Annotated in this window: 20 protein-coding genes, 1 pseudogene and 1 riboswitch; of the genes and pseudogenes, 7 read left to right on the top strand and 14 right to left on the bottom strand. The window is 70.3% G+C overall.

The window, feature by feature from the left end:
* The first annotated feature begins 17 nt into the window (after window positions 1-17).
* Window positions 18-206, top strand: a complete 189-nt coding sequence (locus HPY32_RS13400; RefSeq protein WP_067580975.1) for a hypothetical protein — start codon at window positions 18-20, stop codon at window positions 204-206.
* A 57-nt stretch (window positions 207-263) separates the two neighbouring features.
* Here HPY32_RS13400 and HPY32_RS13395 read toward each other — a convergent pair whose 3' ends face one another.
* Together HPY32_RS13395 and HPY32_RS13390 are read right to left on the bottom strand one after the other, a co-directional pair.
* Window positions 264-914, bottom strand: a complete 651-nt coding sequence (locus HPY32_RS13395; protein ID WP_067580977.1) for a resuscitation-promoting factor Rpf1 domain-containing protein — start codon at window positions 912-914, stop codon at window positions 264-266.
* A 12-nt stretch (window positions 915-926) separates the two neighbouring features.
* Window positions 927-1,110, bottom strand: a riboswitch (cyclic di-AMP (ydaO/yuaA leader).
* Between the two features lie 275 nt (window positions 1,111-1,385).
* Window positions 1,386-1,622 (bottom strand): hypothetical protein, encoded by a 237-nt coding sequence (locus tag HPY32_RS13390; RefSeq protein ID WP_067580979.1) that lies wholly within the window; start codon window positions 1,620-1,622, stop codon window positions 1,386-1,388.
* Window positions 1,623-1,801: 179 nt separating this feature from the next.
* Here HPY32_RS13390 and HPY32_RS13385 point away from each other — a divergent pair, with 179 nt between their 5' ends.
* A complete protein-coding gene (locus HPY32_RS13385; RefSeq protein WP_171982972.1) occupies window positions 1,802-2,218 on the top strand; it encodes a cold-shock protein in 417 nt (138 codons plus the stop codon).
* 23 nt (window positions 2,219-2,241) lie between these two features.
* Here the strand turns inward: HPY32_RS13385 and HPY32_RS13380 are convergent, their stop codons facing one another.
* The 3 genes from HPY32_RS13380 to HPY32_RS13370 all read right to left on the bottom strand — a co-directional run bounded on the left by HPY32_RS13380 (window position 2,242) and on the right by HPY32_RS13370 (window position 5,422).
* The gene (locus HPY32_RS13380; RefSeq protein ID WP_067580983.1) at window positions 2,242-2,766 is read right to left on the bottom strand and encodes a DUF2771 domain-containing protein; all 525 of its coding nucleotides are present in this window, start codon (window positions 2,764-2,766) and stop codon (window positions 2,242-2,244) included.
* Window positions 2,767-2,809: 43 nt separating this feature from the next.
* Complete coding sequence (locus HPY32_RS13375; protein WP_067580985.1) at window positions 2,810-4,543, bottom strand: MFS transporter; 1,734 nt, start codon at window positions 4,541-4,543, stop codon at window positions 2,810-2,812.
* Window positions 4,544-4,621: 78 nt separating this feature from the next.
* Window positions 4,622-5,422: a glutaminyl-peptide cyclotransferase gene (locus HPY32_RS13370; protein ID WP_156674106.1), complete on the bottom strand. Its 801-nt coding sequence runs from the start codon at window positions 5,420-5,422 to the stop codon at window positions 4,622-4,624.
* Between the two features lie 47 nt (window positions 5,423-5,469).
* On the opposite strand from HPY32_RS13370, the pseudogene HPY32_RS44615 reads away from it, so the two are divergent.
* Together HPY32_RS44615 and HPY32_RS13360 are read left to right on the top strand one after the other, a co-directional pair.
* Window positions 5,470-6,219, top strand: a pseudogene (locus HPY32_RS44615) (DUF3027 domain-containing protein); the annotation flags it as partial.
* Window positions 6,220-6,650: 431 nt separating this feature from the next.
* Window positions 6,651-9,413: a sacsin N-terminal ATP-binding-like domain-containing protein gene (locus tag HPY32_RS13360; RefSeq protein WP_067585221.1), complete on the top strand. Its 2,763-nt coding sequence runs from the start codon at window positions 6,651-6,653 to the stop codon at window positions 9,411-9,413.
* An 18-nt stretch (window positions 9,414-9,431) separates the two neighbouring features.
* Here HPY32_RS13360 and HPY32_RS13355 read toward each other — a convergent pair whose 3' ends face one another.
* A complete protein-coding gene (locus HPY32_RS13355) occupies window positions 9,432-10,046 on the bottom strand; it encodes a TetR/AcrR family transcriptional regulator (RefSeq protein ID WP_228786175.1) in 615 nt (204 codons plus the stop codon).
* Window positions 10,047-10,162: 116 nt separating this feature from the next.
* On the bottom strand, window positions 10,163-10,399 hold the full coding sequence (locus HPY32_RS44610) for a DUF2530 domain-containing protein (RefSeq protein ID WP_067580991.1): 237 nt from the start codon (window positions 10,397-10,399) through the stop codon (window positions 10,163-10,165).
* 63 nt (window positions 10,400-10,462) lie between these two features.
* On the opposite strand from HPY32_RS44610, the gene HPY32_RS13345 reads away from it, so the two are divergent.
* Window positions 10,463-10,900 (top strand): MarR family winged helix-turn-helix transcriptional regulator, encoded by a 438-nt coding sequence (locus HPY32_RS13345; protein ID WP_067580993.1) that lies wholly within the window; start codon window positions 10,463-10,465, stop codon window positions 10,898-10,900.
* Window positions 10,901-10,904: 4 nt separating this feature from the next.
* Here the strand turns inward: HPY32_RS13345 and HPY32_RS13340 are convergent, their stop codons facing one another.
* From HPY32_RS13340 to pdxH, 6 genes are all read right to left on the bottom strand, one after another.
* Window positions 10,905-11,294 (bottom strand): YccF domain-containing protein, encoded by a 390-nt coding sequence (locus HPY32_RS13340; RefSeq protein WP_197696450.1) that lies wholly within the window; start codon window positions 11,292-11,294, stop codon window positions 10,905-10,907.
* A gap of 436 nt (window positions 11,295-11,730) precedes the next feature.
* Complete coding sequence (locus tag HPY32_RS13335) at window positions 11,731-12,936, bottom strand: GNAT family N-acetyltransferase (RefSeq protein ID WP_067580996.1); 1,206 nt, start codon at window positions 12,934-12,936, stop codon at window positions 11,731-11,733.
* A gap of 258 nt (window positions 12,937-13,194) precedes the next feature.
* Complete coding sequence (locus HPY32_RS13330) at window positions 13,195-14,427, bottom strand: AI-2E family transporter (protein WP_231951418.1); 1,233 nt, start codon at window positions 14,425-14,427, stop codon at window positions 13,195-13,197.
* 72 nt (window positions 14,428-14,499) lie between these two features.
* Complete coding sequence (locus HPY32_RS13325; RefSeq protein WP_067580998.1) at window positions 14,500-16,191, bottom strand: nSTAND1 domain-containing NTPase; 1,692 nt, start codon at window positions 16,189-16,191, stop codon at window positions 14,500-14,502.
* Between the two features lie 315 nt (window positions 16,192-16,506).
* Window positions 16,507-17,820 (bottom strand): citrate synthase, encoded by a 1,314-nt coding sequence (locus tag HPY32_RS13320; RefSeq protein WP_082870812.1) that lies wholly within the window; start codon window positions 17,818-17,820, stop codon window positions 16,507-16,509.
* Between the two features lie 298 nt (window positions 17,821-18,118).
* A complete protein-coding gene (pdxH, locus tag HPY32_RS13315) occupies window positions 18,119-18,871 on the bottom strand; it encodes a pyridoxamine 5'-phosphate oxidase (protein WP_082870813.1) in 753 nt (250 codons plus the stop codon).
* A gap of 103 nt (window positions 18,872-18,974) precedes the next feature.
* Between pdxH and HPY32_RS13310 the strand changes: the two genes are divergently transcribed.
* Entirely contained in the window at window positions 18,975-20,120 is a 1,146-nt protein-coding gene (locus tag HPY32_RS13310; RefSeq protein ID WP_067580999.1) for a citrate synthase 2, read from the top strand.
* A 40-nt stretch (window positions 20,121-20,160) separates the two neighbouring features.
* On the top strand, window positions 20,161-21,033 hold the full coding sequence (locus HPY32_RS13305) for a polysaccharide deacetylase family protein (protein WP_231951419.1): 873 nt from the start codon (window positions 20,161-20,163) through the stop codon (window positions 21,031-21,033).
* A gap of 16 nt (window positions 21,034-21,049) precedes the next feature.
* Here the strand turns inward: HPY32_RS13305 and HPY32_RS13300 are convergent, their stop codons facing one another.
* Window positions 21,050-21,745: a hypothetical protein gene (locus HPY32_RS13300; RefSeq protein ID WP_231951420.1), complete on the bottom strand. Its 696-nt coding sequence runs from the start codon at window positions 21,743-21,745 to the stop codon at window positions 21,050-21,052.
* Window positions 21,746-21,829: the final 84 nt, after the last annotated feature.

Genomic DNA, 21,829 nt, shown 5'->3' with positions numbered 1-21,829 from the left:
CGTGCCAGAATGAGGCCGTGGTGAACAAATCGAAGAAACCTTATGTCGACAACGGCTGGCCGGATCTGGGCAACGGCGACCACGCGGTCACCGAGTTGTCGTCGACCCGTTCCGGTGGTCTGTCGCCTTTCGGCGAGGACGCCGAGTTTCCGGTGCCGGCGGACCAGGTGCCCTATGTGCACCCGCACACGGTCATCAATCGCTGACGCACGGAGAAGGCCCCCGCATCCTGAACGGTGCGGGGGCCTTCTCATATCTGCGGCTCAGTGGGGCAGCATGCCCTTGTTGGCCTCGAAGAAGTTCACGATGCTCGGATCGAGCTTGACATTGTTGGCCTTGGCGGCGTTGAGGACGTCGAGCGCCTGCTGCGGCACCTGGATGCCCTGCGACTGCGCGACGGCGACGGCCTTGTCGACGGCCTGGAAGACTTCCTGACTGCCGTCGGTCTGCGCCTGCGCCTGCGGCGCGGACGGGGTGTCGGCCTGCGGGGCCGGGTTCCAGCGGGGGGTGGACTGAGTGGGGGCGGGGGCGCTGCGGATGGTCGCGCCGCTGTGCAGACCGAGGCTGGACGAGCAGGAGGGCCACGCGCTCCAGCCCTGCGTCGACAGCACCTTCTCGGCTACCACGATCTGCTGTTCGCGGGTGGCCTGATTGGCGCTCGCGGCGTACTCGGTGCCGCCGTGGGACGCCCAGGTGCCCTGGGAGAACTGCAGTCCGCCGTGGAATCCGTTGCCGGTGTTGGTGCTCCAGTTGCCGCCCGACTCGCACTGGGCGAGACGGTCCCAGTCCTGATCCGAGGCCGCGGAGGCGTGTCCGGCGAGGGCTACCCCAGCGCCGCCCACGATCGCGCTCGTGACAGCGACCTTGGCGACGGTGCGGCCGGTGTTTGTCGGTTTGCGATGGCGTCCACTCATATCGGCTCCTCGACTCCCTCTCGTACGCGCCTGCGAGGTGAGCTGTCGGGTTCGGACTGAGAGGCCGTCCGGTCCCGGTGCGGTGGGGCCGCCACGGGACTTCACCCCAAGGGAGCGTTCGTTTCCGACCGTTCCCGCTTCCCTGCGTAGGGAACGTGGGTTCCCCGCCCTCGCCCCTGGTCTGCGTCGGGGTCCGGTACCCGCGGGGCGAGGCTCGGTGCGGCGGGCCGGTGGTGCCGGGCATCCCGGCTGCGTTAGACCGTACGACGATCTCCGCCAAAAATCACCATTTGGTAACCGGCGTGTACGACCGGGTCGTCGTCTGCCGCAACGGCTTACGCATACCCGTCTGTGCAGGTGGATGCGGCGTGTCAGATCCGAGTGCCCGCCGTGACCGGTCCGTGACCTCCCCGTAATGTGACGAAGATCACAGGAATAGCGCGGTAACGAACTGGGCAAACTGCTTGTTGGTCAGCGCACCCGGCGGCCGGACCAGAGCGCGAAAACGATGGCCAGCAGCAGCCCCAGCGGGGTACCGGCCATCGCCACCAGATACAGCCACAGCGCGGGCCTGCCGTCGGAGACGATCGGCGTGAGGAAGATGGCGGCGATCGCGAGCAAGCCGACGGCGAACAGCCCCAGGGCGAGATACAGCAGCGGAGCACCGGACCGGCGCGGCGGGGTGCGATGCGGGGAGGAATCGGGCATTACTGCACCGTAAAACTGATGTGCCGAGCGTATCGGCACCGGGGTAGACTCGAAGCCATCGCGTCCTGCATACCAGTGTGGGGCGCGTTCTTTCGCAAGCGGCAATGGTTCCGGGCACGACCCGGGGCCCATGGTTGTGCCCGGGAGGTCCGGGCATCGATGACGAACGGGTGAGCGCAGTGCCGACCGGCAAGGTGAAGTGGTACGACGTCGAGAAGGGCTTCGGCTTCCTTTCCCAGGATGAGGGTGAGGACGTCTATGTTCGGTCGTCCGCGTTGCCCAAGGGTGTCGAGGCGCTGAAGCCCGGGCAACGCGTCGAATTCGGTATGGCGGCGGGCCGCCGCGGCCCGCAGGCGCTCAGCCTGAAGCTGCTCGAGCCGCTGCCCTCGGTCCGCAATGCCCAGGGCCGCAAGGAGGCTCCGCCCGCGCAGCCCCGCAAGACCCCGGACGACCTGCACGGGATGATCGAGGACATGATCACCCTGCTGGAGGCGACGGTGCAGCCGGACCTGCGCAAGGGCCGCTATCCCGACCGCAAGACCGCGCAGCGCATCGCCGAGGTGGTCCGCGGCGTGGCGCGCGAGCTCGACCACTGAGTCGTCGTGCCGCGGTTGCGGTTTCAGCCCGCGGTCCTGATCGACCACGCCTGGTAGGGCTCGAACGACTCGTTGCCGCTCTCGTCGCGCGCCGGCACCACCAGCTGCATCTCGATCCCGACGAGGCGCAGATCGCGCTCGGGATGTGAGTCGACGGTGACGGCCATGGTGCCCGCCTTGTAATCGAGGTAGGTGCCGATGTGCTGCACCTTCTTCCGTTGCGGGGTGCGGTATTCCAGGATCATCACCCACGGCGCGTCGGCGAGGTGCCTGGGCAGCGACAGCTGCACCGGGTAGCCCACCGGCACGTCGAGCGGGACGGTGATATCGCTTTCCCGGCAGGCGAGGTCGAGCCGATTGTCGGCCTGGCTCACCGAGCAGTACCGGTAGGGCGGGACCGTCACGGTCTTGCCGTGGGCGTAGGCGGTGATCTGCGGATCGGGCGTGTGCGCGTTTCGCACGGTCACGAACACCACGGCCGCGACGGCGACGACGAAGACGAGCAGCGCCGCCACGCTCGCCGTGACCGCTACGCGCGCGCGGCTCATCGGGCCGCCTCGCTCGGTTCGGGTAGTTCGCTCGAAAGCTCGCTCACTGGGGCGCATTTCCTGTCGCTCGGGGGGTGGGATCGTCCGGGGCCGGGCCGTCGTGCGGCAGCCCGCCGGGGACCTCCTGCTTCGCGTGCTGCGGTCGGTTGCCGCCCAGGCCGGGCAGCAGCGAATGACCACGGTAGCTCACCACGGTCTGCACCAGTCCGAGCGCCAGCACCGCGGTGACCACCGCGAAGCCCTTCCAGTACACGGTCGGCAGCAGCACGCCGCCCGCGCCGCCGATCACCCACGACAGCTGCAACACCGTCTCCGAACGGCCGAAACCGGAGGCGATCGATTCCGGCGGCAGGTCGTCCTGGATGGAGGCGTCCAGTGACACCTTGGCCAGGGCGCTGGCACCCGCGCCGACCAGGGTGGCCAGCGCCGCGCCCAGCAGGCTGTCCGCGAACGTGGCGAACAGCGCGACCGCGGTGCAGGCCGCGGTGCAGCCGACCACGATCAGCGCCGGGCGGCCCAGCTTCAGCCGGGCCCCGGTGGCATTGCCGACGAAGTTGCCGATCGCCGCGGCCGCCCCCACGACGCCCAGCATGGCGGCCTGCTGCACCGGCCGGTGCTCGGTGGATTTGGCGACGAAGGCGGCATAGAAGGTGAGGAATCCGGTCAGCACCCGGATCGAGCTGTTGCCCCACAACCCGGTCACCACCGAGCGGCCCAGCGGCTGCCGGCGGCGACCCGGCTTGACGGTTCCGGCCTGTTCGCCGTCCAGGATCTCGGTGCGGGCGTCGCTGCCGTGATAGCCGAGGGTGGCCGGGACCTCGCCCTCGGTGACCTCCACCCAGGACGGGATGCGCAGGCTGAGATAGGTTCCGGCGACGGCGATCAGCGCGGCGAACACCAGCGCGCCCGCCGACCCGGCTGCCGCCGCCGCCAATCCCGCCAGGCCGCCCGCGCCCAGGGTGCCGCCGACCAGGCCGAAGACCGTGAGCCGGGAGTTGGTGCGGACCAGGTCTATTCCGGGTGGCAGCACGCGCGGCGTCACCGCGCTCTTCAATACCGCGAACGATTTGCTGAGGATCATCATGCACAGCGCGAGCGGATACAGCGCCCAGCCGTGCACATTGAAGATCAGCAGGATCGCGATCACCGTGCGGGCCGCGAACGACCCCGCCAGCGCCAGTCGGCGGCCGCGCTGCAACCGGTCCAGCAGCGGGCCGATCAGCGGCGCGATCACCGCGAACGGCGCGATGGTGATGAGCAGGTACAGCGCCACCTTCGACTTGGATTCGGCGGTGGCGGCGCTGAAGAACAGCGTATTGGCCAGGGCGACGGCGATGGCGGCGTCGAGGGCGAAGTTCGCCATCGTCGCGTACACCAGTGCGGTGAGCCCGGATTCGTCGGCGCCGTCGGCCTTCGCCGCGCGCTGGAAGGTCTGGAAGCCCTTCTCGGTCAGCTCGATGCTGCGCATCGCCACCACGCGGGTGACCGTCAGCTTGCGCGGGGTCCGGCGGCCGGTGGCCTCGGTGGGCTCCTCCTCGACCGGGATCTCGCGGGTCGGCGGCGGCGCGTCGACCGGTGGCAGCGCGCGCGGCGGCTCACCGGAGGCCAGTCGCCTGGTCACGAATTCGGGCACGTCCTGTTCCCCGCGCCGGGGCGGCAGCGCGCGCTGCGAGGCGGTGTTCGGCGGCGGGTACCGGTCGTATCCGGGGTGGCGCGCAGGCTGCTCGGCATCCCACCGACCAGGATCGGTTCCGGAGGGATCACGAGAAGCAGTCACGATTCCGATTCTCCCGCACGCGGTAGACGGTCCGACACAGGCCGGGCTGTGTTGCCCGCCTCGCTGTCGGATTGCCTGTCACGCCGGGACGAAACGCACCTCGAACATCGTCGGCCAGTTCTTCCCGGTGATGAGGAAGTGATCGGTGCCGGGCAGTTCGGCGATGCCGTTGAGGACATCGGTACCGGCGCGCTCGGCGGGGGTGAGCAGGCCGCTCGCGTCGATGTCGGCGCGGACCGCGCCGGTATCCGGATCGATGCGCAGGATGTGGTCGGTGGGCCACACATTGGCGTACACCGAACCGTCTGCGGCGCAGTCCAGTTCGTTGAGCCGCGCGCCGTGGTGCGAGGTGAGCCGGACCGAACCGGTCGGCGCGAAGGTGACCGGGTCGTGGAAGGTCAGGGTGTCGGTGCCGTTGCTCATGACCAGCCGGGCGCCGCGCGTGCACAGGCCCCAGCCCTCCCCCCGGTAGGAGGCCCGCCCGCGTTCGGCCAGCGTGCGCGGGTCGCGGGCGATGGCCGTGCCGTCCTTCCAGGTGAGCTCCCACAGGATGTCACCCGCCCGGGCGATGCCCTCGCCGAACAGGGGAGCGGGCAGGTCGACGCGGGCCAGCTGCGCCCCGGTGGCCAGCTCGGTGGCGCGCACGAAAGACTCGCCGACCAGGCCGGTGCCCTCGTAGAGGACGGTGCCGTCCACCTCGAGCCCCTCGGTGAAGGCGGCGCGGTCGTGCGGGCGGGCGCCGATCACCTCGACCCGTTCGCGCGGGGTGTCATCGGGCCGGTCGCACCCGGTGACGGCGGCCGCGCCCGCCGCGGCCAATACCGCCCCGGCCAGCAAGATCAGCCCTCGCACAGCCCACGCACGCCGTTCGCTCTCCATACGGCAAAATGTAAGGCGTGAGCGCAGTATCTGTTTCGGACCCCGGCGTGCGACCGATCCTGGCGGAGGCGGTCGGCCTGGCCCGCCGTGCGCTCCTGGAGTTGCAGCCGACGGGCGTGGGCGAGCATCTCGGCGTCACCGCCGAGGACGACCACGCCGCCACCCACCACTTCGAGGCCACCCTGCCCGGGTATCGCGGCTGGCAGTGGGCGGTCGTGGTGGCGGCCCCACCGGAGGCCGAGTACGCGACGGTCAGCGAGTCGGCGCTGCTGCCGGGCCCGACGGCCCTGGTCGCGCCCGAATTCGTGCCGTGGGACCAGCGGGTCCGCCCCGGCGACCTGGCCCCGGGCGACCTGCTCGCGCCGCCGCCGAACGATCCGCGCCTGGTGCCCGGCTACATCGCCACCGGCGACCCGGTGGTCGACGAGGTCGCCGAGGAGATCGGCCTGGGCCGCAGCCGGGTGCTCAGCCTTCAGGGTCGTGCCGAGGCCGCCGAGCGCTGGTTCACCGAATACGGTCCCGACACCGACATGGCCCGCTCCGCCCCCTCCACCTGCGGTGTGTGCGGCTTCTTCGTCCCCCTCGCGGGCTCCCTGCGCGCCGGTTTCGGTGTCTGCGCCAATGCCATGGGCGCCGACGGTCACGTGGTGCACGCCGAATACGGCTGTGGCGCCCACTCCGACACGGTCGTCCCCGGCGGCACCGGCTCCCCCCAGTACGAGGCCTACGACGACTCGGCCGTGGAACTCGTCCCCACCGAATCGCTTGATACACAGGCGAATGCCGACGCATCCGCCGCGCAGGCGGGCGATGACGTAGTCGCCGGGCGGGCGAGCGATGACGCAGTCGCCGGGCAGGCGAGCGACGACGCATCCGCCGCGCAGGCGAGCGACGGCGTAGTCGCCGAGACCACGGAACCGGATGACACGCCGGAGATCGCCGGTGGCGGCGATGGGGCAGCGGATGCCTCATCCACCGCCTTTGACGCTGCTGCGCCGACCGACGATGTGTCGGTTTCCGCCGAGGCCGATTCGGGTGCGGCAGCGGAGGTTTCGGCGGCCGATACGTCTTCCGATACTTCGCCCAGTGCGGCGGACCCCGATGATTCTCCCGCGCAGTACAGCGATGCCTGGGCGGTGTCGGCGGTGCGGGTGCAGCGGGGCGAGGCGGGGGCGTCCGGGGCATCGGAGGCGCTCTGAGCGTCGGTGCCGAGCGCGGCGTGGACGAGATGAGCGATCCGTTCCAGACCGCCGCGCTGCGGGCGGGAGTGCTGGCCGCATGGCGGGATTCGCCGACCCGGCTGCGCGAGGACGCCGCCACCGAGGCCGACCTGGTGCGGGCCGGGTATCGGGATCGGCTGCTCACCGAGTTGGCGCAGAACGCCGCCGACGCCGCGGCCAAGGCCGGGGTCCCGGGGCGACTGGTCGTCGGCTTGGCGGGCCGGTCCCTGCACGTCGCGAATACCGGTGTGCCGCTGGACATTACGGGCGTGCACGCGCTGACCGCGCTGCGCGCCTCCGCCAAGTCCGGCGGCGAGGCGAGCGTCGGCCGCTTCGGCGTCGGCTTCACCGCGGTCCTGACCGCCGGTGACGAGATCGAATTCCGTTCCCGCACCGGCTCGCTCCGCTTCTCCCGCGCCGACACCCGGAAGGCGCTGGGCGACAACGGCATCCATCTGCCCGGGGGCGTTCCGGAGTTCACCCCGCCCGCGCTGCGCCTGGTCTGGCCGCTGGCCACCGCCCCCGCCGACGGTTTCGACAGCGAGATCGTCGTCCACCTGCACGACGGCGTCGACCCCGCGGCCCTGCTGGCGGCCATGCGCGCCGAGGCGGCCGACCTGCTGCTGGAACTGCCCGCGCTGCGGTCGATCCGGGTCGGCGACGACGAGATCGTCAGCGCCGTCACCGATCTCGGCAACGGCCTGCGGGAACTGCGGCTCACCGGCCCGGTGCGGGACGAGCGGATCTGGTGGCAGTTCGACACCGGCCGCGCCCGCTGGCTGCTGCCGGTCCGCGACGGCCGCCCGCACGCCGCCGAGCCGGACGTCCTGCGCGCCCCGACCCGCTCCGACGAGGAACTGTCGCTCCCGGCGCTGCTGATCGCCGACATTCCCATGCAGCCCGACCGCCGCCGCCTGCTCCCCGGCGGCCGCATCGCCGAATTGGCCGAGGGCTACGCCGATTTCGCCCGCGCCCTGCCGCCCTCCGACCGCCTGGTCCTGGTCCCCACCCCCGGCTTCGCCCGCAGCGAGATGGACGGCCTGCTGCGCGAGGCCCTGGTCGCCGAGCTGCGCGCCGCCGCCTGGCTGCCGGTCGTGCCGACCGCCGACACCCGGGAGACCACCGCCGCGCCGCAGCGATCGAGCGTATTCACCGGCGCCACCGAGACATTGACCGCGCTGCTCGCCGACCTCATCGGCCCCCTGGTGATCGCGGACCTGTCCGGCCGCGCCGCCGCCGACGTCCTGGCGGTGCTGGACGTGCATCGCATCGGCCTGGCCCGGATCGCCGAACTGTCCATCGGCCTGGAACGCCCACCGCACTGGTGGTATTCGCTCTACGACGCCCTGGAACCGTTCGTGGTGGACCCGCTGGCCGCCGAGGAACTGGGCGCGCTCGCGGTCCCGCTGGCCGACGGCCGCCTGGTCACCGGCCCCCGCACCGTGGTGCTCGACGACCGGCTCGACGACCCCATCCCGGTGGGCTGGGCGCGGCTGGCTCATCCGGAGGCCGTGCACCCCTTGCTGAGTCGGCTCGGCGCGCGCCCGGCCACCGCCGAGGACCTGCTGCACGATCCCGCGCTGGCCGCCGAACTGGAACACGACCCGGGCGACGCGGACACCGTCGACGCCGTCCTGCGGCTGGCCGCCCTGCTGCCCGACGGCGCGCCGCTGCCGTCCTGGATCGGGCGGCTCGAATTGCCCGCCGACACCGGCGAATCCCTGCCCGCCGACGAACTGCTGCTGCCCGGCGCGCCGCTGGCCCGCCTGCTGGTCGCCGATTCCCCGCTCGGCACCGTCGATTCCGCCGTCGTCGAGGGCTACGGCGTCGCGCCCCTGCGCACGATCGGCGTCGGCTGGGGCTTTTCCCTTGTCACCGAGAGCGATCCGACCGGACCCGACCACAATCTCGACGACGAGGAGTCGTGGTGGGAGGGGCTCGCGGAGGATCCGCCGGAGCTGGCCGCCGTCCGCGACCTGGACCTGGTCGACGAGTCCGCGTGGCCGGAGGCGTTGCGGCTGTTGCTGTCCGACCCGGCCACCCGCCGCCTGCTCGCCGACCGCGACGGCTACACCGCGTGGTGGCTGCGTCGGCACGCGCGCATCGCGGGCACCCCGCTGGGCCTGTTCCGCGCGCCCGGCGACCCCGTATTCGCCGGTCTGCTCCCGGAATTGACGGCCGTCGACGACCCGGCCGCGCTGCGCGCCGTGCTGGCCGATCCGGACACGATCACCCAGGAGCTGGCCGCCGCGGTGCTGGCCGCCCTCGCCGATCCGGCGAAAACGCCGTCGCCCGAGGCGATCACCCGCGTGCACGCCCGCCTGGCGGCCGCCGCCGACCGCCTGGATCTGGACGGCCTCGGCCTGCCCGACCGGGTGCGCGCGCTGTCCGGCGCCACGATCGATCCGGCGGACGCGCTGGTGCTCGACCACCCCTGGTACGGCCTGGCGGTGCCGCCGGAGCGGCTGGTGGTCGGCGCCACCGAGACCGCCGCCGCGCTGGCCACCCTGCTCGACGTGCCCCTGGTGTCCGAGGCGGTGCACGCCGAGGTGCTCGGCGCCGGCCGCCCGACCACATGGGCGGCCGAACCGCTGGGTGTGCTGCTGCGCCTGCAGCCCGGGTTTCCGGTACCGGACGGCGAACTCGTCGTGCACGACCGGCTCCGGGTCCGCCTCACCGGCGCCTACGAGGCCACCGTCGAGGTCCCGCTGTGGCGCGACGGCACGACCACGCACGTGCGGCGGCACCCCGGAGAACCGGCCGAGTCCTGAAACCCGAAGACCCGGGCGCTAGTTGGCGTACGAGGCGATCATCTCCGCCAGCACGTCCAGCTGGCCGCGGACCGCGGCGCTGTCGTCGTCGACCAGCCAGCGCAACACGATGCCGTCGATGACCGACAGCGTGAAGCGGCTGAGCGTCCGCACCGGGACTCGCCATTCGGTGCCGGTGGCGTCCCGGGCGTGTTCGAGGACGTCGGCGACGGTGGAGTCGTTGAAGGTGTACTGCTCCCGGGCGATGGCGAGTTTCGCCGGGGTCTGTTCACTTTCCCGCAGTGCGTAGGTCGTGGTTTCGTAGGTGAGCAGCTGCCGCTCCGGCGTTGCTTCGATGTTCAGCCAGAGTAGTTCGAGGCTCGCCCGTATCAAATTTTGAAGCGATTCTTTTCCACTTCCGACGTCCTGCCAGACCGTTTCGTTGGTCTCGACAGAATCGCGTAATTCCATCGATAGCGCCTTGACCAGTTCGGTCATCAGCGCGTCCTTGTTTTCGAAACAGTAATGCACCACACCGAGCGAAACACCAGCTGCCTGAGCCACATCGCGGGTGGTTACCCCGGCTACGCCCTTTTTCTCGGCAAGGCCGATTGCCGCCTCGATAAGGTGGGCTCTGCGTTCTTCGACGCTCAATCGGGAGGACACCCAACGCAGTTAAGCGGGAACTGCGCGATCAGTCAATTCGCTCGCCGTAAAAGTCGGCAAGATCGTGTGATCGGACGTATCGCGAAGATCGGTGTACGCGGGCGTTACAGCCCTTTCTGCGCGCCCTTGTCACCGCGCCGCGCCGAGCGCCGCTGCAGCGCGAAGATGCCGTACGCGAGCAGCCCGACCGCCAGCCCCATCAGGCAGATCGGCCGCGCGGGGGCCCAGGTGTCGGTCAGCCAGACCACGATCGTGGCGATCGCCCACAGCGCGACGCCGACCGCCAGCACCGGACGGGGGTCGGTCAGGCGCGGCGGAAGCTGCGGGACGTTCGGGGTCACCCCTCCACGATAGCGGCGGGAACGTCCGTCTTCGGCGCGGCGTGTCCCGTATCGTTTGCCTCTGTGACAACGTCTTCCGACATACGCGGACTCGCCGCCGACCTCTCCCTGGCGGTGGTGCGCTTGACTCGCCATCTGCGAGGCCGCCGTGCCGATGCCCAGATTTCGCTGACACAACTGTCGGCGCTGGCAACGTTGAATCGTGAAGGCGCGATGACGCCGGGCGCCCTGGCCGCCAAGGAGCGCGTGCAGCCGCCGTCGATGACCCGGGTCATCGCCTCGCTGACGGAACTGCAACTGGTGGAACGGAATCCGCATCCCACCGACGGCCGTCAGATCATCGTTTCGCTGTCGCCCGGCGGGCGTGCCCTGGTGGAGGACGAGAACAATGCCCGCGAGGCATGGATGACCGAGCAACTGGCCGGTTTGACCATCGATCAACTACAGGTGCTGCGGCAGGCCGTATCGATCATGAAACAGATTGTGGATCAATCCGAATAACGGCTCAGCGACCGAAAGCCCGGTCGCTGGCCACGATTTCGCGGCCCAGCGGCATGAGCGAGATCGGGATCAGCTTGATGTTGGCATAGCCGAACGGAATGCCGATGATCGAGACGAACAGCGGAATGCTCGTCAGCAGGTGCCCCAGCGCGAGCCACCACCCGGCCACGATCACCCAGATGACATTGCCGATCAGCGACCCGGCCCCCGCGTGCGGCCGCTCCACCGTCGTCCGCCCGAACGGCCACAGCACATACGCCGCGATCCGAAACGACGCGATGCCGAACGGAATGGTCACGATCAGAACACAGCAGACAACCCCCGCCAGCATGTAGCCGAGCGCCATCCAAAACCCGGCAAACACCAGCCACAACACGTTCAGCACGAACCGGATCAACATCACGCCACCAGCATGCCAGCGCACATCCCCGTCCGCTAACCCCGAGACGCCCCACCTCCCACCGCGCCGTCCCTCGCGTCCCAGCGCGCTGTCCCGCGTTCCCAGCGTGCTGTCTCTTGTGTCCCGGCGTGCTGTCTCTTGCGTCCCAGCGCGCTGTCCCGCGTTCCCGGCGCGCTGTCTCTTGCGTCCCGGCGCGCTGTCCCTTGCGTCCCAGCATGCAGTCCCGCGTTCTCGGCGTGCTGTCCCTTGTGTCCCGGCGTGTTGTCCCGCGTTCCCGGTGTGTCTTCTTGTGGTCCTAGCGTGTTGTCTCGTTGTGCTGGCGTGTTGTCGCGTTGTCTTCCTGGCCCGCTGTCTTTTGTTCTCCCTACGTGCTGTCCCTTGTTTTCCTGGCGTGCTGTCCCTTGTTTTCCCGGCGTGCTTTTGGCCGGGATCAGTAGAACCAGCCCAGCTCCGCGTCGCGTTCGACGGCGAAGGCGGCGTCCAGGGCGTGGACGGCGGCGAGGGTCTTGGTGCGCAGGCGCTGGGCCGACGCGTAGCCGCGGGCCCGGTGCGCGCCGAAGTACAGCGAGCCCAGGACGTCGATGCCCAGTTCGATATCGGCGGGGCGGGTGGTCGGCTCGCAGTCGGCGCGGCCGTCGCGCACCCGCAGCGCGAAGGTGCCGCCCGCCTCGCGGAACGGATCCGTCACCGCCACAACGAGATCCAGATCGGCGAGGTAGGTGCGGGCGGTCAGCGCCGCGGGCACGTCCATCACCCGCAGCCACAGCGCGTCGCGGCGGTCCACGACTCGTACCCGGCGCGGATCGGTGAGCAGGTAGGGGAGTTGGTCGTCGGGCGGCAGGGTCGCCTCGATCCGGTCGAACAGCTCCGTGGCCAGCAGCGTCCGCCACAGCGCGGCGTGCGCCTCCGGCGTGACCGCCCGCAGCTCCACCACCTCGATGACCGAGCCGGTGTCGCGGCGGTGGTAGCGGTACAGCGCGTACCCGTCGTCGTGCAGCAGCGCGAACAGTCCGCTCCCGCCGCGCCGACCCAGCGGATAGTCGTCGAAGCGGGACTGCCAGGACGCGTCGGGCCGCCGCTGCGCGCCCGGAACCAGCCGCCGCCAGCGGTCGTAGATCTCCGGAACCGCCCGGCGCGCCACGGGAATCGAGGCGAGCTCGGCCCCACCCGCGTCGGGCGCGTCCGGCCGGAACGCGGCGAGGCGGCGATCGATCTCGACCCTGTGCTCGGTGACCGCGGGGCCGTAGCCGAAGCGGCCGTAGATGGCCCCCTGGCTGGCGGTGAACATGGTCAGCGGCAGCCCGGCCGCCTCGGCGCGCCGGTGCAGGTCGACGTACATCGCGCGCAGGATGCCGCGCCGCCGATGGGTCGGCGCCACAGCGACATTCGCGATGGTCGACACCTCGACGGGGCGCTCGCCCGGCATCGTGACGGTCTGCGTGCGCCAGGAGGAGTGGCCGACGATCCGATCGCCGTCGAGGGCGACCACCGCGTCCTCGACGGGGAACACCTCGAATTCCCGCGCGTCCTCGCCGGGTTCGCTCCAGGAGCCGAAGCTGGCATTGAGCAGGAGCAGCAGCTCGTCCACGTCCCCGGGAGTGGCCGAGCGCAGGGTGATGCCGGACCTCGATGTCATACGTGCACCCTCGCACGCATTCGCACCACCCTGCACCCGAATTCCGAGCGCTCCCCCCTCACCCACGAGACCGACCCACCCTCCCCTCCGAGGCAGGTCCCCCTCGCCCCCCAAACCATGCCGCCCCACCCTTCACACCCACTTAACAAGCCCTTACGCTCCACCCCACCGCCGCCCCACCCCATCCACGATCCCGACCCCCTTGCCGTTCACCGTCATCCCGGCGTGTCGCCCACGTCCCGGTGCGTCGGCTCATCGTCATTCCGGTGCGTCGGTCTCATCCCGGCCTGTACTCCGGTCCTTGTCGTCCCGTCCTGCATTCCGGCTCTCGTCGTCCCGTCCTGTACTCCGACTCTGGTCATCCCGGCGTGCGGTTCGAGTCTTCTTCTCCCGGTGTGCTTTTCGCCGGGAGGTGCGTTCGATGCGGGGGTCGGGGCGGACCTCGTAGCGGGGGACGTATTCGCTGAGGAAGGCTTGGACGGTGGCGGTGGCGGGGATGGCCAGGAGGGCGCCTACCGCGCCCAGGAGGGCGCCGCCTGCCAGGACGGCGAGCAGGGCTACGGCGGCGTTGACGTTCACCGTGCGGGCGGTGATGCGGGGTTGCAGGAGGTAGTCCTGGAACCACTGGTAGAGGACTACGAAGATGAGGAGCCAGAGCACGTCCACGGGGCGGATGGTGAGGGCCACCAGGACCGGGAGCACGCCCGCGAAGTAGGTGCCGATGGTCGGCACGAAGGAGGCGACCACGCCGAACCACACACCCAGGGCCAGCGCATTGGGCAGGTGCAGGATGGCGAGGAAAACGGCGTGCGCCACGGCGGAGATCACCGCCAGCAGCGCACGCGAGTACAGGTAGCCGCCGGTCTTGCCGATCGCCAGATCCCAGGCGTGCAGCACCCTGTCCTGGCGGCGCGGCGGCAGCAGCGAGCAGATCGTGCGGCGCAGCTTCGGGCCGTCGGCGGTGAGGTAGATGCTGAACAGCGCGATGGTGAGGAACTGGGCCAGCCCACCCAGGATGGTGCTCGACAGTCCCCACACATTGTTGGCGGCCGTCTGTGCGTAGTTGTTGATGATGTTGGAGTCGTGCAGCAGCCGATCGCGCAGCTGATCGGTCGTAAAGTGCTGGTGGAAGGCGTGATTCACCCAGCTCACGAGCTGGTTGACCAGCCCCGGCAGCTCCCGCAGCAGATTGCTGACGGTCTCCACCAGCAGCGTGACCAGGGCCGCGAGGAATCCGGCCACGGCCGCGAACAGCAGCACGAACACCACGCCCGTCGCCAGCGCGCGGTGAATTCCGCGGGCCGCCAATATGTCCACGGCCGGTTCCATGGCCAGCGAGACGAAGAACGCGACCATGAGCATGGTGGCCAGCCCGAGCAGCCGGTGCGCCGCCCAATCGGTCAGCTGATACGCGCCGAGCAGGACGAACCCCAGCAGCAGCGCCCGGGGCAGCCAGCGCGGCATCCGATCGGCAGGCGTGTCGTCGGCCACATGTCCCAGTCTGGCGGACACCGGCCGATTCGGGTGGGTGCGGCGCGCGGTCGCCCGCCGCACCCGTACCGGTCAGCGACTACCGACGTCCTGGTAGTCGTGCGCGCCGCCGAGCTCGGCGCGCGCCGAGGTGCGCAGGAACGCCGTGGCGACGACGCTCAGCGTGGGATCGGAGTGGTTGATGGCCGTGGTGAGCCGGACGCTGCGATACAGCAGGCCCGGATCGCGCCCGGCCGACTCCCATTCCGCGGCGTCGTCCTCGATGCGCTGCCGCCACAGCAGCGCCGCGCGGTTGTCGGCGATCCAGCCCAGCAACAGATCCCAGTCGAGCAGGGCGTCGTGGCTCAGGCAGGCGAACCGGGGTTCGCGCGTGACGAGCCGGGCGTGCACCAGGCGCTCGACGAGCCGCTGGCCGTTGACCGTGCGGGCCGCGAGATGGTCCAGATCGGCGGCGGCGATGCGGCGGCGGATGATGCTGCCGTCCCGGTGCACGGTGACCAGCGCGGTCAGGATCTGCCGCGCGTCGCGCTGTTCGCTGTCCGACAGCGCCTCCCAGACGTTGTCGGCGTGCCTGCCCAGCACCCCGGCGACGCCGCCGATCCGCCGATAGGCGCTGACGTCCAGGCGTTTTCCCGTGTGTGCGGCCCACAGCGCGCGCGTGGTGGCGGCCAGCGCGGGCAGCGCGCCCGCCTCGGCGGCGGGGCGGGCCAGGCCGCACCGCTCGCCCTCCAGCGCGGTGACCATGAGCTCCACCACGCCGGGATCGACCGCGACGCCGTGCGTGCGGGGCGGGCCCACGATGGCGGCGACGAGTTCGTGCCGCCGCATCGGGTTGACGGTGAAGCTGTTGTGCTGCACCGCATCCGCCAGCCACGGGTAGCGCGCGCAGTCGAGCAGGTGGTCGGCGCGCAACGCGATGAGCACCGAGCCGATCCGGGTGAGGCGCCTGAGCCGGATCAGGAAGGTTTCCAGTACCGACGCCGGAACGTCGGGGCGGAACAGCCGCTCGAACTGGTCGACGATGACCAGGGGTCGCCGCGTGCCGCACGCCTGCCGGACGGTCTCGAGATCGGCGTCGGACGCCGCGAAATTCGGTGCGGCGCTGAAGGCTCCGCCCAGGGCGGCGAGCGGGTCGGAGCCGGGCGTCAGATACGCGACCGACCAGCCACCCGACTCGGAATTCAGCGCGGGCGCCAGCCCGGCCCGCAGCAGCGCCGTCTTCCCGACGCCGGACGCGCCGGTGACCACGATGATGTCGGCGGCACGCTCGGGGCTCGCCGAGGTGCGCACCATCTCGAGCAGCGCGACCAGCGCGCGCCGACGGCCGAAGAACACCGCCTCGTGCTCCTCGCGGTAGCCCGGCGCGTCGGGGTACGGCGACCGCGCCGTGCCCGCGAGATTGTCCGCCGGGGCCGCCCGCGCCGCCGACCACAGCGATCGCCAGGCGCGCAGATTCACTGCGTCGCTGGGGGTTCCGGCCCGCCGCCGCGCCCGCAGGATGAGCACCTGCAGCACCGGCTGCAGCGACTCGAACCGGGCGGGCACGTTGCGCCCGGTCATCCAGTCGCTGATGCGCTGCACCGAGGCCAGCGCAGATCGTCCCTCTCCTGCCTCCTGTGCGCGCTGCTGGGCCAGCATCGCCACATTGCGTAGCGACGGTGACCCCGCGGCCCGGTGCAGCGCACCGAGCCTGCGCGCGAACTCGTTTCGCGCGGACCCGCCGTAGCTGGCCTGTCGTCCGCGCCCGTTCGTACCCGACTCCATATCTGCCCCCGAAATCACTCCGTGGACCGTTCGCCCTCCCGACGACCGGTCGGTTGACTCGCTATGCAGGATTAGACGCAGTCGGCTCCCGATCAGTTCCATTGAGATTCAGAAGAATTGAGCGCCCGATGAGAGGTACCCGCTCGCCGCTTCCATTCAAAATGCGGACCTGTCGGTATTGATGTGGAGTGAGTGAGGGGTTGAGGTGTTCTCCGTCCGTGAAGCGGGAGGGAATCGGTCGGGCGCGCTCCTCCTACGGGAGGGTCCCGCGCCGGATCCGTTGCGGGCCTGCCGTATTCAGCGCACCGATCGGGGTCAGCGGCCTTCGATGTCGCCGTAGTCGCGCTCGCCGTAGCCGGTGTAGATCTGGCGGGGGCGGCCGATCTTCAGCGGCTCGCGGTGCATCTCGCGCCAGTGCGCGATCCAGCCGGGGAGGCGGCCCATGGCGAACAGCACGGTGAACATGCGGGTGGGGAAGCCCATCGCCCGGTAGATGACGCCGGTGTAGAAGTCGACGTTCGGGTAGAGGCGGCGCTCGATGAAGTAATCGTCGGTGAGCGCGGCCTCCTCGAGGGCCTTGGCGATGTCGAGCAGCGGATCCTGCACGCCCAGCTTGGCCAGGATCGAGTCGGCGGTCTTCTTGACGATGGTCGCGCGCGGGTCGTAGTTGCGGTAGACGCGATGCCCGAAGCCCATGAGCTTCACGCCGTCTTCCTTGTTCTTGACCTTGCGGACGAATTCCTTGGCGTCGCCGCCGGAGTCCTTGATGCCGTCCAGCATCTCCAGCACGGCCTGGTTGGCGCCGCCGTGCAGCGGGCCCCACAGCGCGTTGATGCCGCCCGACACCGAGGTGAACAGGTTGGCGTCGGAGGAACCGACCAGGCGCACGGTCGAGGTGGAACAGTTCTGCTCGTGGTCGGCGTGCAGGATGAGCAGCATGTCCAGCGCGGCGGCGACCTCGGGATCGACCTCGTAGGGCTCGGCCGGGAAGCCGAAGGTCATCCGCAGGAAGTTCTCCACCAGCGACAGCGAGTTGTCCGGGTAGAGGAACGGCTGGCCCACCGACTTCTTGTAGGAGTAGGCCGCGATGGTCGGTAGCTTCGCCAGCAGGCGGATGGTGGACAGCTCGACCTGTTCGGGATCGCGCGGGTCCAGCGAGTCCTGGTAGTAGGCCGACAGCGCGTTCACCGCGGACGACAGCACCGGCATCGGGTGCGCGTTGCGCGGGAAGCCGTCGAAGAAGCGCTTGAGGTCCTCGTGCAGCAGGGTGTGGCGGCGGATCCGGTCGGTGAAGTCCTCCAGCTGCGTCGCGGTCGGGAGCTCACCGTAGATCAGCAGGTAGCTGACCTCGAGGAAATTGGACTTCGCGGCCAGCTGCTCGATGGGGTAGCCGCGGTAGCGGAGGATCCCGGCCTCGCCATCGATATAGGTGATCGCGGACTTGGTCGGGGCCGTGTTCATGAAACCGGGGTCGTAGGTGACATAGCCGGTGCTGGCCAGCAGCTTGCCCAGGTCGATTCCGTCATTGCCCTCGCTGGCCTTGGCGACGGTCATGGGATAATCGCCGCCGGGGTAGGAAAGTACCGGCTTGGCGTCGTCGTCGACGTTGATGATGTTCTCAGCGGGCACGGAAGGATCCCTCTCAGGCTAGACCGTAGGCATCGGGTCGCGGTCGGCGTCCGATGCGCCTGATTCAACGCTAGCCGCTGGCCGGTGACACCGAGCAGCGAGGGTCGCGAATACCTACCTCGCGGTCACCTTCGTTCGAGGCGACCCTGACGGGGGGAACGTGGTATTGGGGCACCCGCCGCCGACCGTTGCGTCAGCGGGTACCCAGGGCGGCCGCGGCAAAACCGTGGGCAACATCACCGGCGTCGGCCCGGTATGGCCTGAGCTGCGGGTGATTTCGATGATCGGCCGGGAAGGATCAGGGTTGCAGCCGGTCCAGTTTCATCGCCGCCGGATCGGTGCAGCCCGGCTCCAGCGATACCCGGATGCGGTTGTGCATCCGGCTGCGCCGCCCCTGCCAGAACTCCACCTGCTCGGGCCGCAGCAGGAATCCGCCCCAATTCGCCGGTACCGGAATCTGATCCACGTCGTCGAAGCGGGTCGTCACCTCGTCGAGCAGCCGGTCCAGATCGCCGCGCGAGCCGACCGGCTGCGACTGCTGCGAGGCCCACGCGCCGAGCTGCGAATTACGCGGCCGCGACCGCCAGTACACCTCGGTGACCTCGCGCGCCACCTGGCGCACCGGGCCGCGCAGGTTGACCTGCCGCCCCAGCGCGGGCCAGGCGAAGGTGATCGCCGCGAACGGCAGCGACGCCAGCTGGTTGCCCTTCGCCGAGCCGTAGTTCGTGTAGAAGGTCACACCCTCGGGCGAGAGCCCCTTGCACAGCACCGTGCGGGAGGTCGGGCGGGGGCCGTCGTCGGTGAGCTCGACGGTCGCCAGCACCATGGCATTGGGTTCGGCTATCCCGGCGCGCGTGGCCTGCTCGATCCAGCTGCGCAATAGGGGTTCCCAGCCGTCGGCCAGCCACGATTCGTCCAGATCCGGGTCGCCGCCGTACTCGGCGCGCATCGCCGCGATATCCAGCCGAGCTCGCAGCGCGGAATCGATCGCGGCGGTCTCGGCGGCCACGTCGGCGCCCGGTGAGCCGGGTGAATTCTGCTCGTCGCGCATGGACCAGACGTTACTCCGCAGTAGCGGAGGGACTAAGGTTCTTACTGATCGGCGTGTGGTCGCCCATGGATCGTGCGGCCCGAATTGCAAGGAGAGTCACAACATGACTACCAGCGCTGCGGCTCCTACGGGTCCCGCCGTACCCCCCGATTTCGTGAGTGGTCTGGAAGGCGTGGTGGCCTTCACCACCGATATCGCGGAGCCCGACAAGGACGGCGGCTCGCTCCGCTATCGCGGCGTCGACATCGAGGACCTGGTCGCCAACAAGGTGACCTTCGGCGATGTCTGGGCGCTGCTGGTCGACGGTGAGTTCGGGCGCGGACTGCCACCGGCCGAACCGTTCCCGCTGCCGGTGCACACCGGCGACGTCCGCGTCGACGTGCAGGCCGGTCTCGCCATGCTCGCCCCGATCTGGGGCTACCAGCCGCTGCTGGACATCGACGACGACACCGCGCGCGAGAATCTGGCGCGCGCCTCGGTGATGGCGCTGTCGTACGTGGCGCAGTCCGCGCGCGGCATCTATCAGCCCGCGGTGCCGCAGAAGAAGATCGACGAGTGCACCACCATCACCGAGCGGTTCATGACCCGCTGGAAGGGTGACCCGGACCCGCGCCACATCGAGGCCATCGACGCCTACTGGGTCTCGGCCGCCGAGCACGGCATGAACGCCTCCACCTTCACCGCCCGCGTCATCGCCTCCACCGGCGCCGACGTGGCCGCCTGCCTGTCCGGCGCGATCGGCGCCATGTCCGGCCCGCTGCACGGCGGCGCCCCGGCGCGTGTGCTGCCGATGATCGAGGCGGTCGAAAAGTCCGGTGACGCCAGGGCGCTGGTGAAGGGCATTCTGGATCGCAAGGAGAAGCTGATGGGCTTCGGCCACCGGGTGTACCGGGCCGAGGACCCGCGCGCCCGCGTGCTGCGCTCGACCGCGCAGCGGCTCGCCGCGCCGCGCTACGAGGTGGCCGCCGCGCTGGAACAGGCCGCGCTGGCCGAGTTGCGCGAGCGCCGCCCCGACCGCGCCATCGAGACCAATGTCGAGTTCTGGGCCGCGGTCATCCTCGACTTCGCCGAGGTGCCCGCGCACATGATGCCCGCCATGTTCACCTGCGGCCGCACCGCCGGCTGGTGCGCGCACATCCTGGAGCAGAAGCAGCTGGGCAAGCTGGTCCGCCCGGCCGCCATTTACACCGGTCCCGCGCCGCGCACGGCCGATTCGGTCGCGGGCTGGGCGAGCGTGGCGCACAAGTAGTTTCCGCGTCGCGTTTTCGCCGTCCCGTACCATGCGTGGCGTGGTGGATGGTGCACTCTCGCGACGTCGCATGCTGGTGACGGGGGCGGCCGCGGCCGCCGGGCTGATGAGCGCGGCATGTAGTGCGGCGCAAGGCAGTTCGCCCGCGCAGAGCACATCCGCCCGGACGTTGGCGAGCGCGGCCGTTCGCACCGCGCCGCGGCAGTCCCCGATCGATCCGGCCCGGCCCGCGGCCGTGGTCGCCGCGCACGCGGGGCAGCGGCCCGGTGGGTGGGGCATGGATCTGCCGGGCATCCTCACCTCGATTCCGGCCGACGGCAAGCAGATGGCGCTGACCTTCGACGCCTGCGGCGGCCCGGACAACAACGAGCTCAACGAGGAACTGCTGAACTTCCTCATGTCCCAGGAGATTCCGGCCACCCTGTTCCTCAACAAGCGGTGGATCGAGGCCGACCCGGTGCGGGCCTCGCGGCTGGCCGCCAATCCGCTGTTCGAGCTGGGCAATCACGGCACCCGGCACTGCCCGCTGTCGGTGAACGGCCGCGCCGCCTACGGCATCCCCGGCACCGGGTCGGCGCAGGAGGCGGTCGACGAGGTGTGGGCCAATCACGAGGTGCTGACCCGGCTCGTGGGCCGCCCGCCGCGCTTCTTCCGCACGGGCACCGCCCATTACGACGATGTCGGCGTCGCGATCGTGCGCGACCTGGGGGAGCGGCCGGTGGGGTTCAGCATCAACGCCGACGCGGGCGCGACCTACACGGCCGCGCAGGTGCGGCAGGCGATGTCGGAGGCGAAACCGGGTGTCATCTCGATCGCGCACATGCACCGCCCGAAATCCGGCACCGCGCCCGGCATGATCGCCATGCTGCCCAGGCTGCGCGCGCAGGGCTTCCAATTCGTCAAGCTGCCCTAGCGGATTCGCGCGCGATCTACGGCTCGCGCGAGGCCGCCCAGTCCACCGCGACCGATTCGCCCCGGTCGACGGTGAAGAAGGCGATCTCCAGATGCCGTCCCAGATCGACCAATTCGATCGCCGACAGCGGCACCGGCTGCACGATGCGCACCCGCCACGGCTCCGGTTCGTCCCAGGCGCGCAGCTCCAGATCCAGCCGCAGCACGGGGTCGTCGTGTCCGGAGTAGTCGGCGGCCACGGGCGCGGCGGCGAGCACGGTGGCCTGCGCGCGGCGGCCCGCGTTGAGGATCTTCGACATGCTCACCCGGGTCGCCTCCTCCGGCCCCGGCACGTAGAGCACCACGCGGTCGCGGTCGCCCGGATCGACGCGGCAGCCGACGACGTCGCCGGGCTGCATGAGCTCCAGGTCGGCCGCGTCCACCCGCTGCCGCACCCGCGTCTCGTACGGCAGCCCGCCCTCGACCTGTACCCGCACCCAGAACCGATGGCCGGGCTCGGTGCGGCGCGGGCGGGCGCCGAGGATGGTCGCGGTGCCCGCCAAGCCACGCATCAGCAACTCTCGCCGCGCCGTTGCCGACAGTGCGCCATGATGCAGCGAAATACCGTGCGATTCCAGACTTACGGACAATCTGCCCAGTAAGGCACGTATCGATGCCTCGATGCGAGATTTGCGCTCCGTTGACTTGTTCGGGGGATCCACGGCCGAACTCATGGCTCAACGGTAGCCGTCATGTGGCCCGCGTCACCGCATTACGGGCGAACGAATCGACGTGACACGGGCACCCCCGAACCGGTG

Source organism: Nocardia terpenica (genome assembly GCF_013186535.1).
Taxonomy (GTDB): domain Bacteria; phylum Actinomycetota; class Actinomycetes; order Mycobacteriales; family Mycobacteriaceae; genus Nocardia; species Nocardia terpenica.
This window is presented reverse-complemented; position numbering and strand designations above follow the sequence as displayed.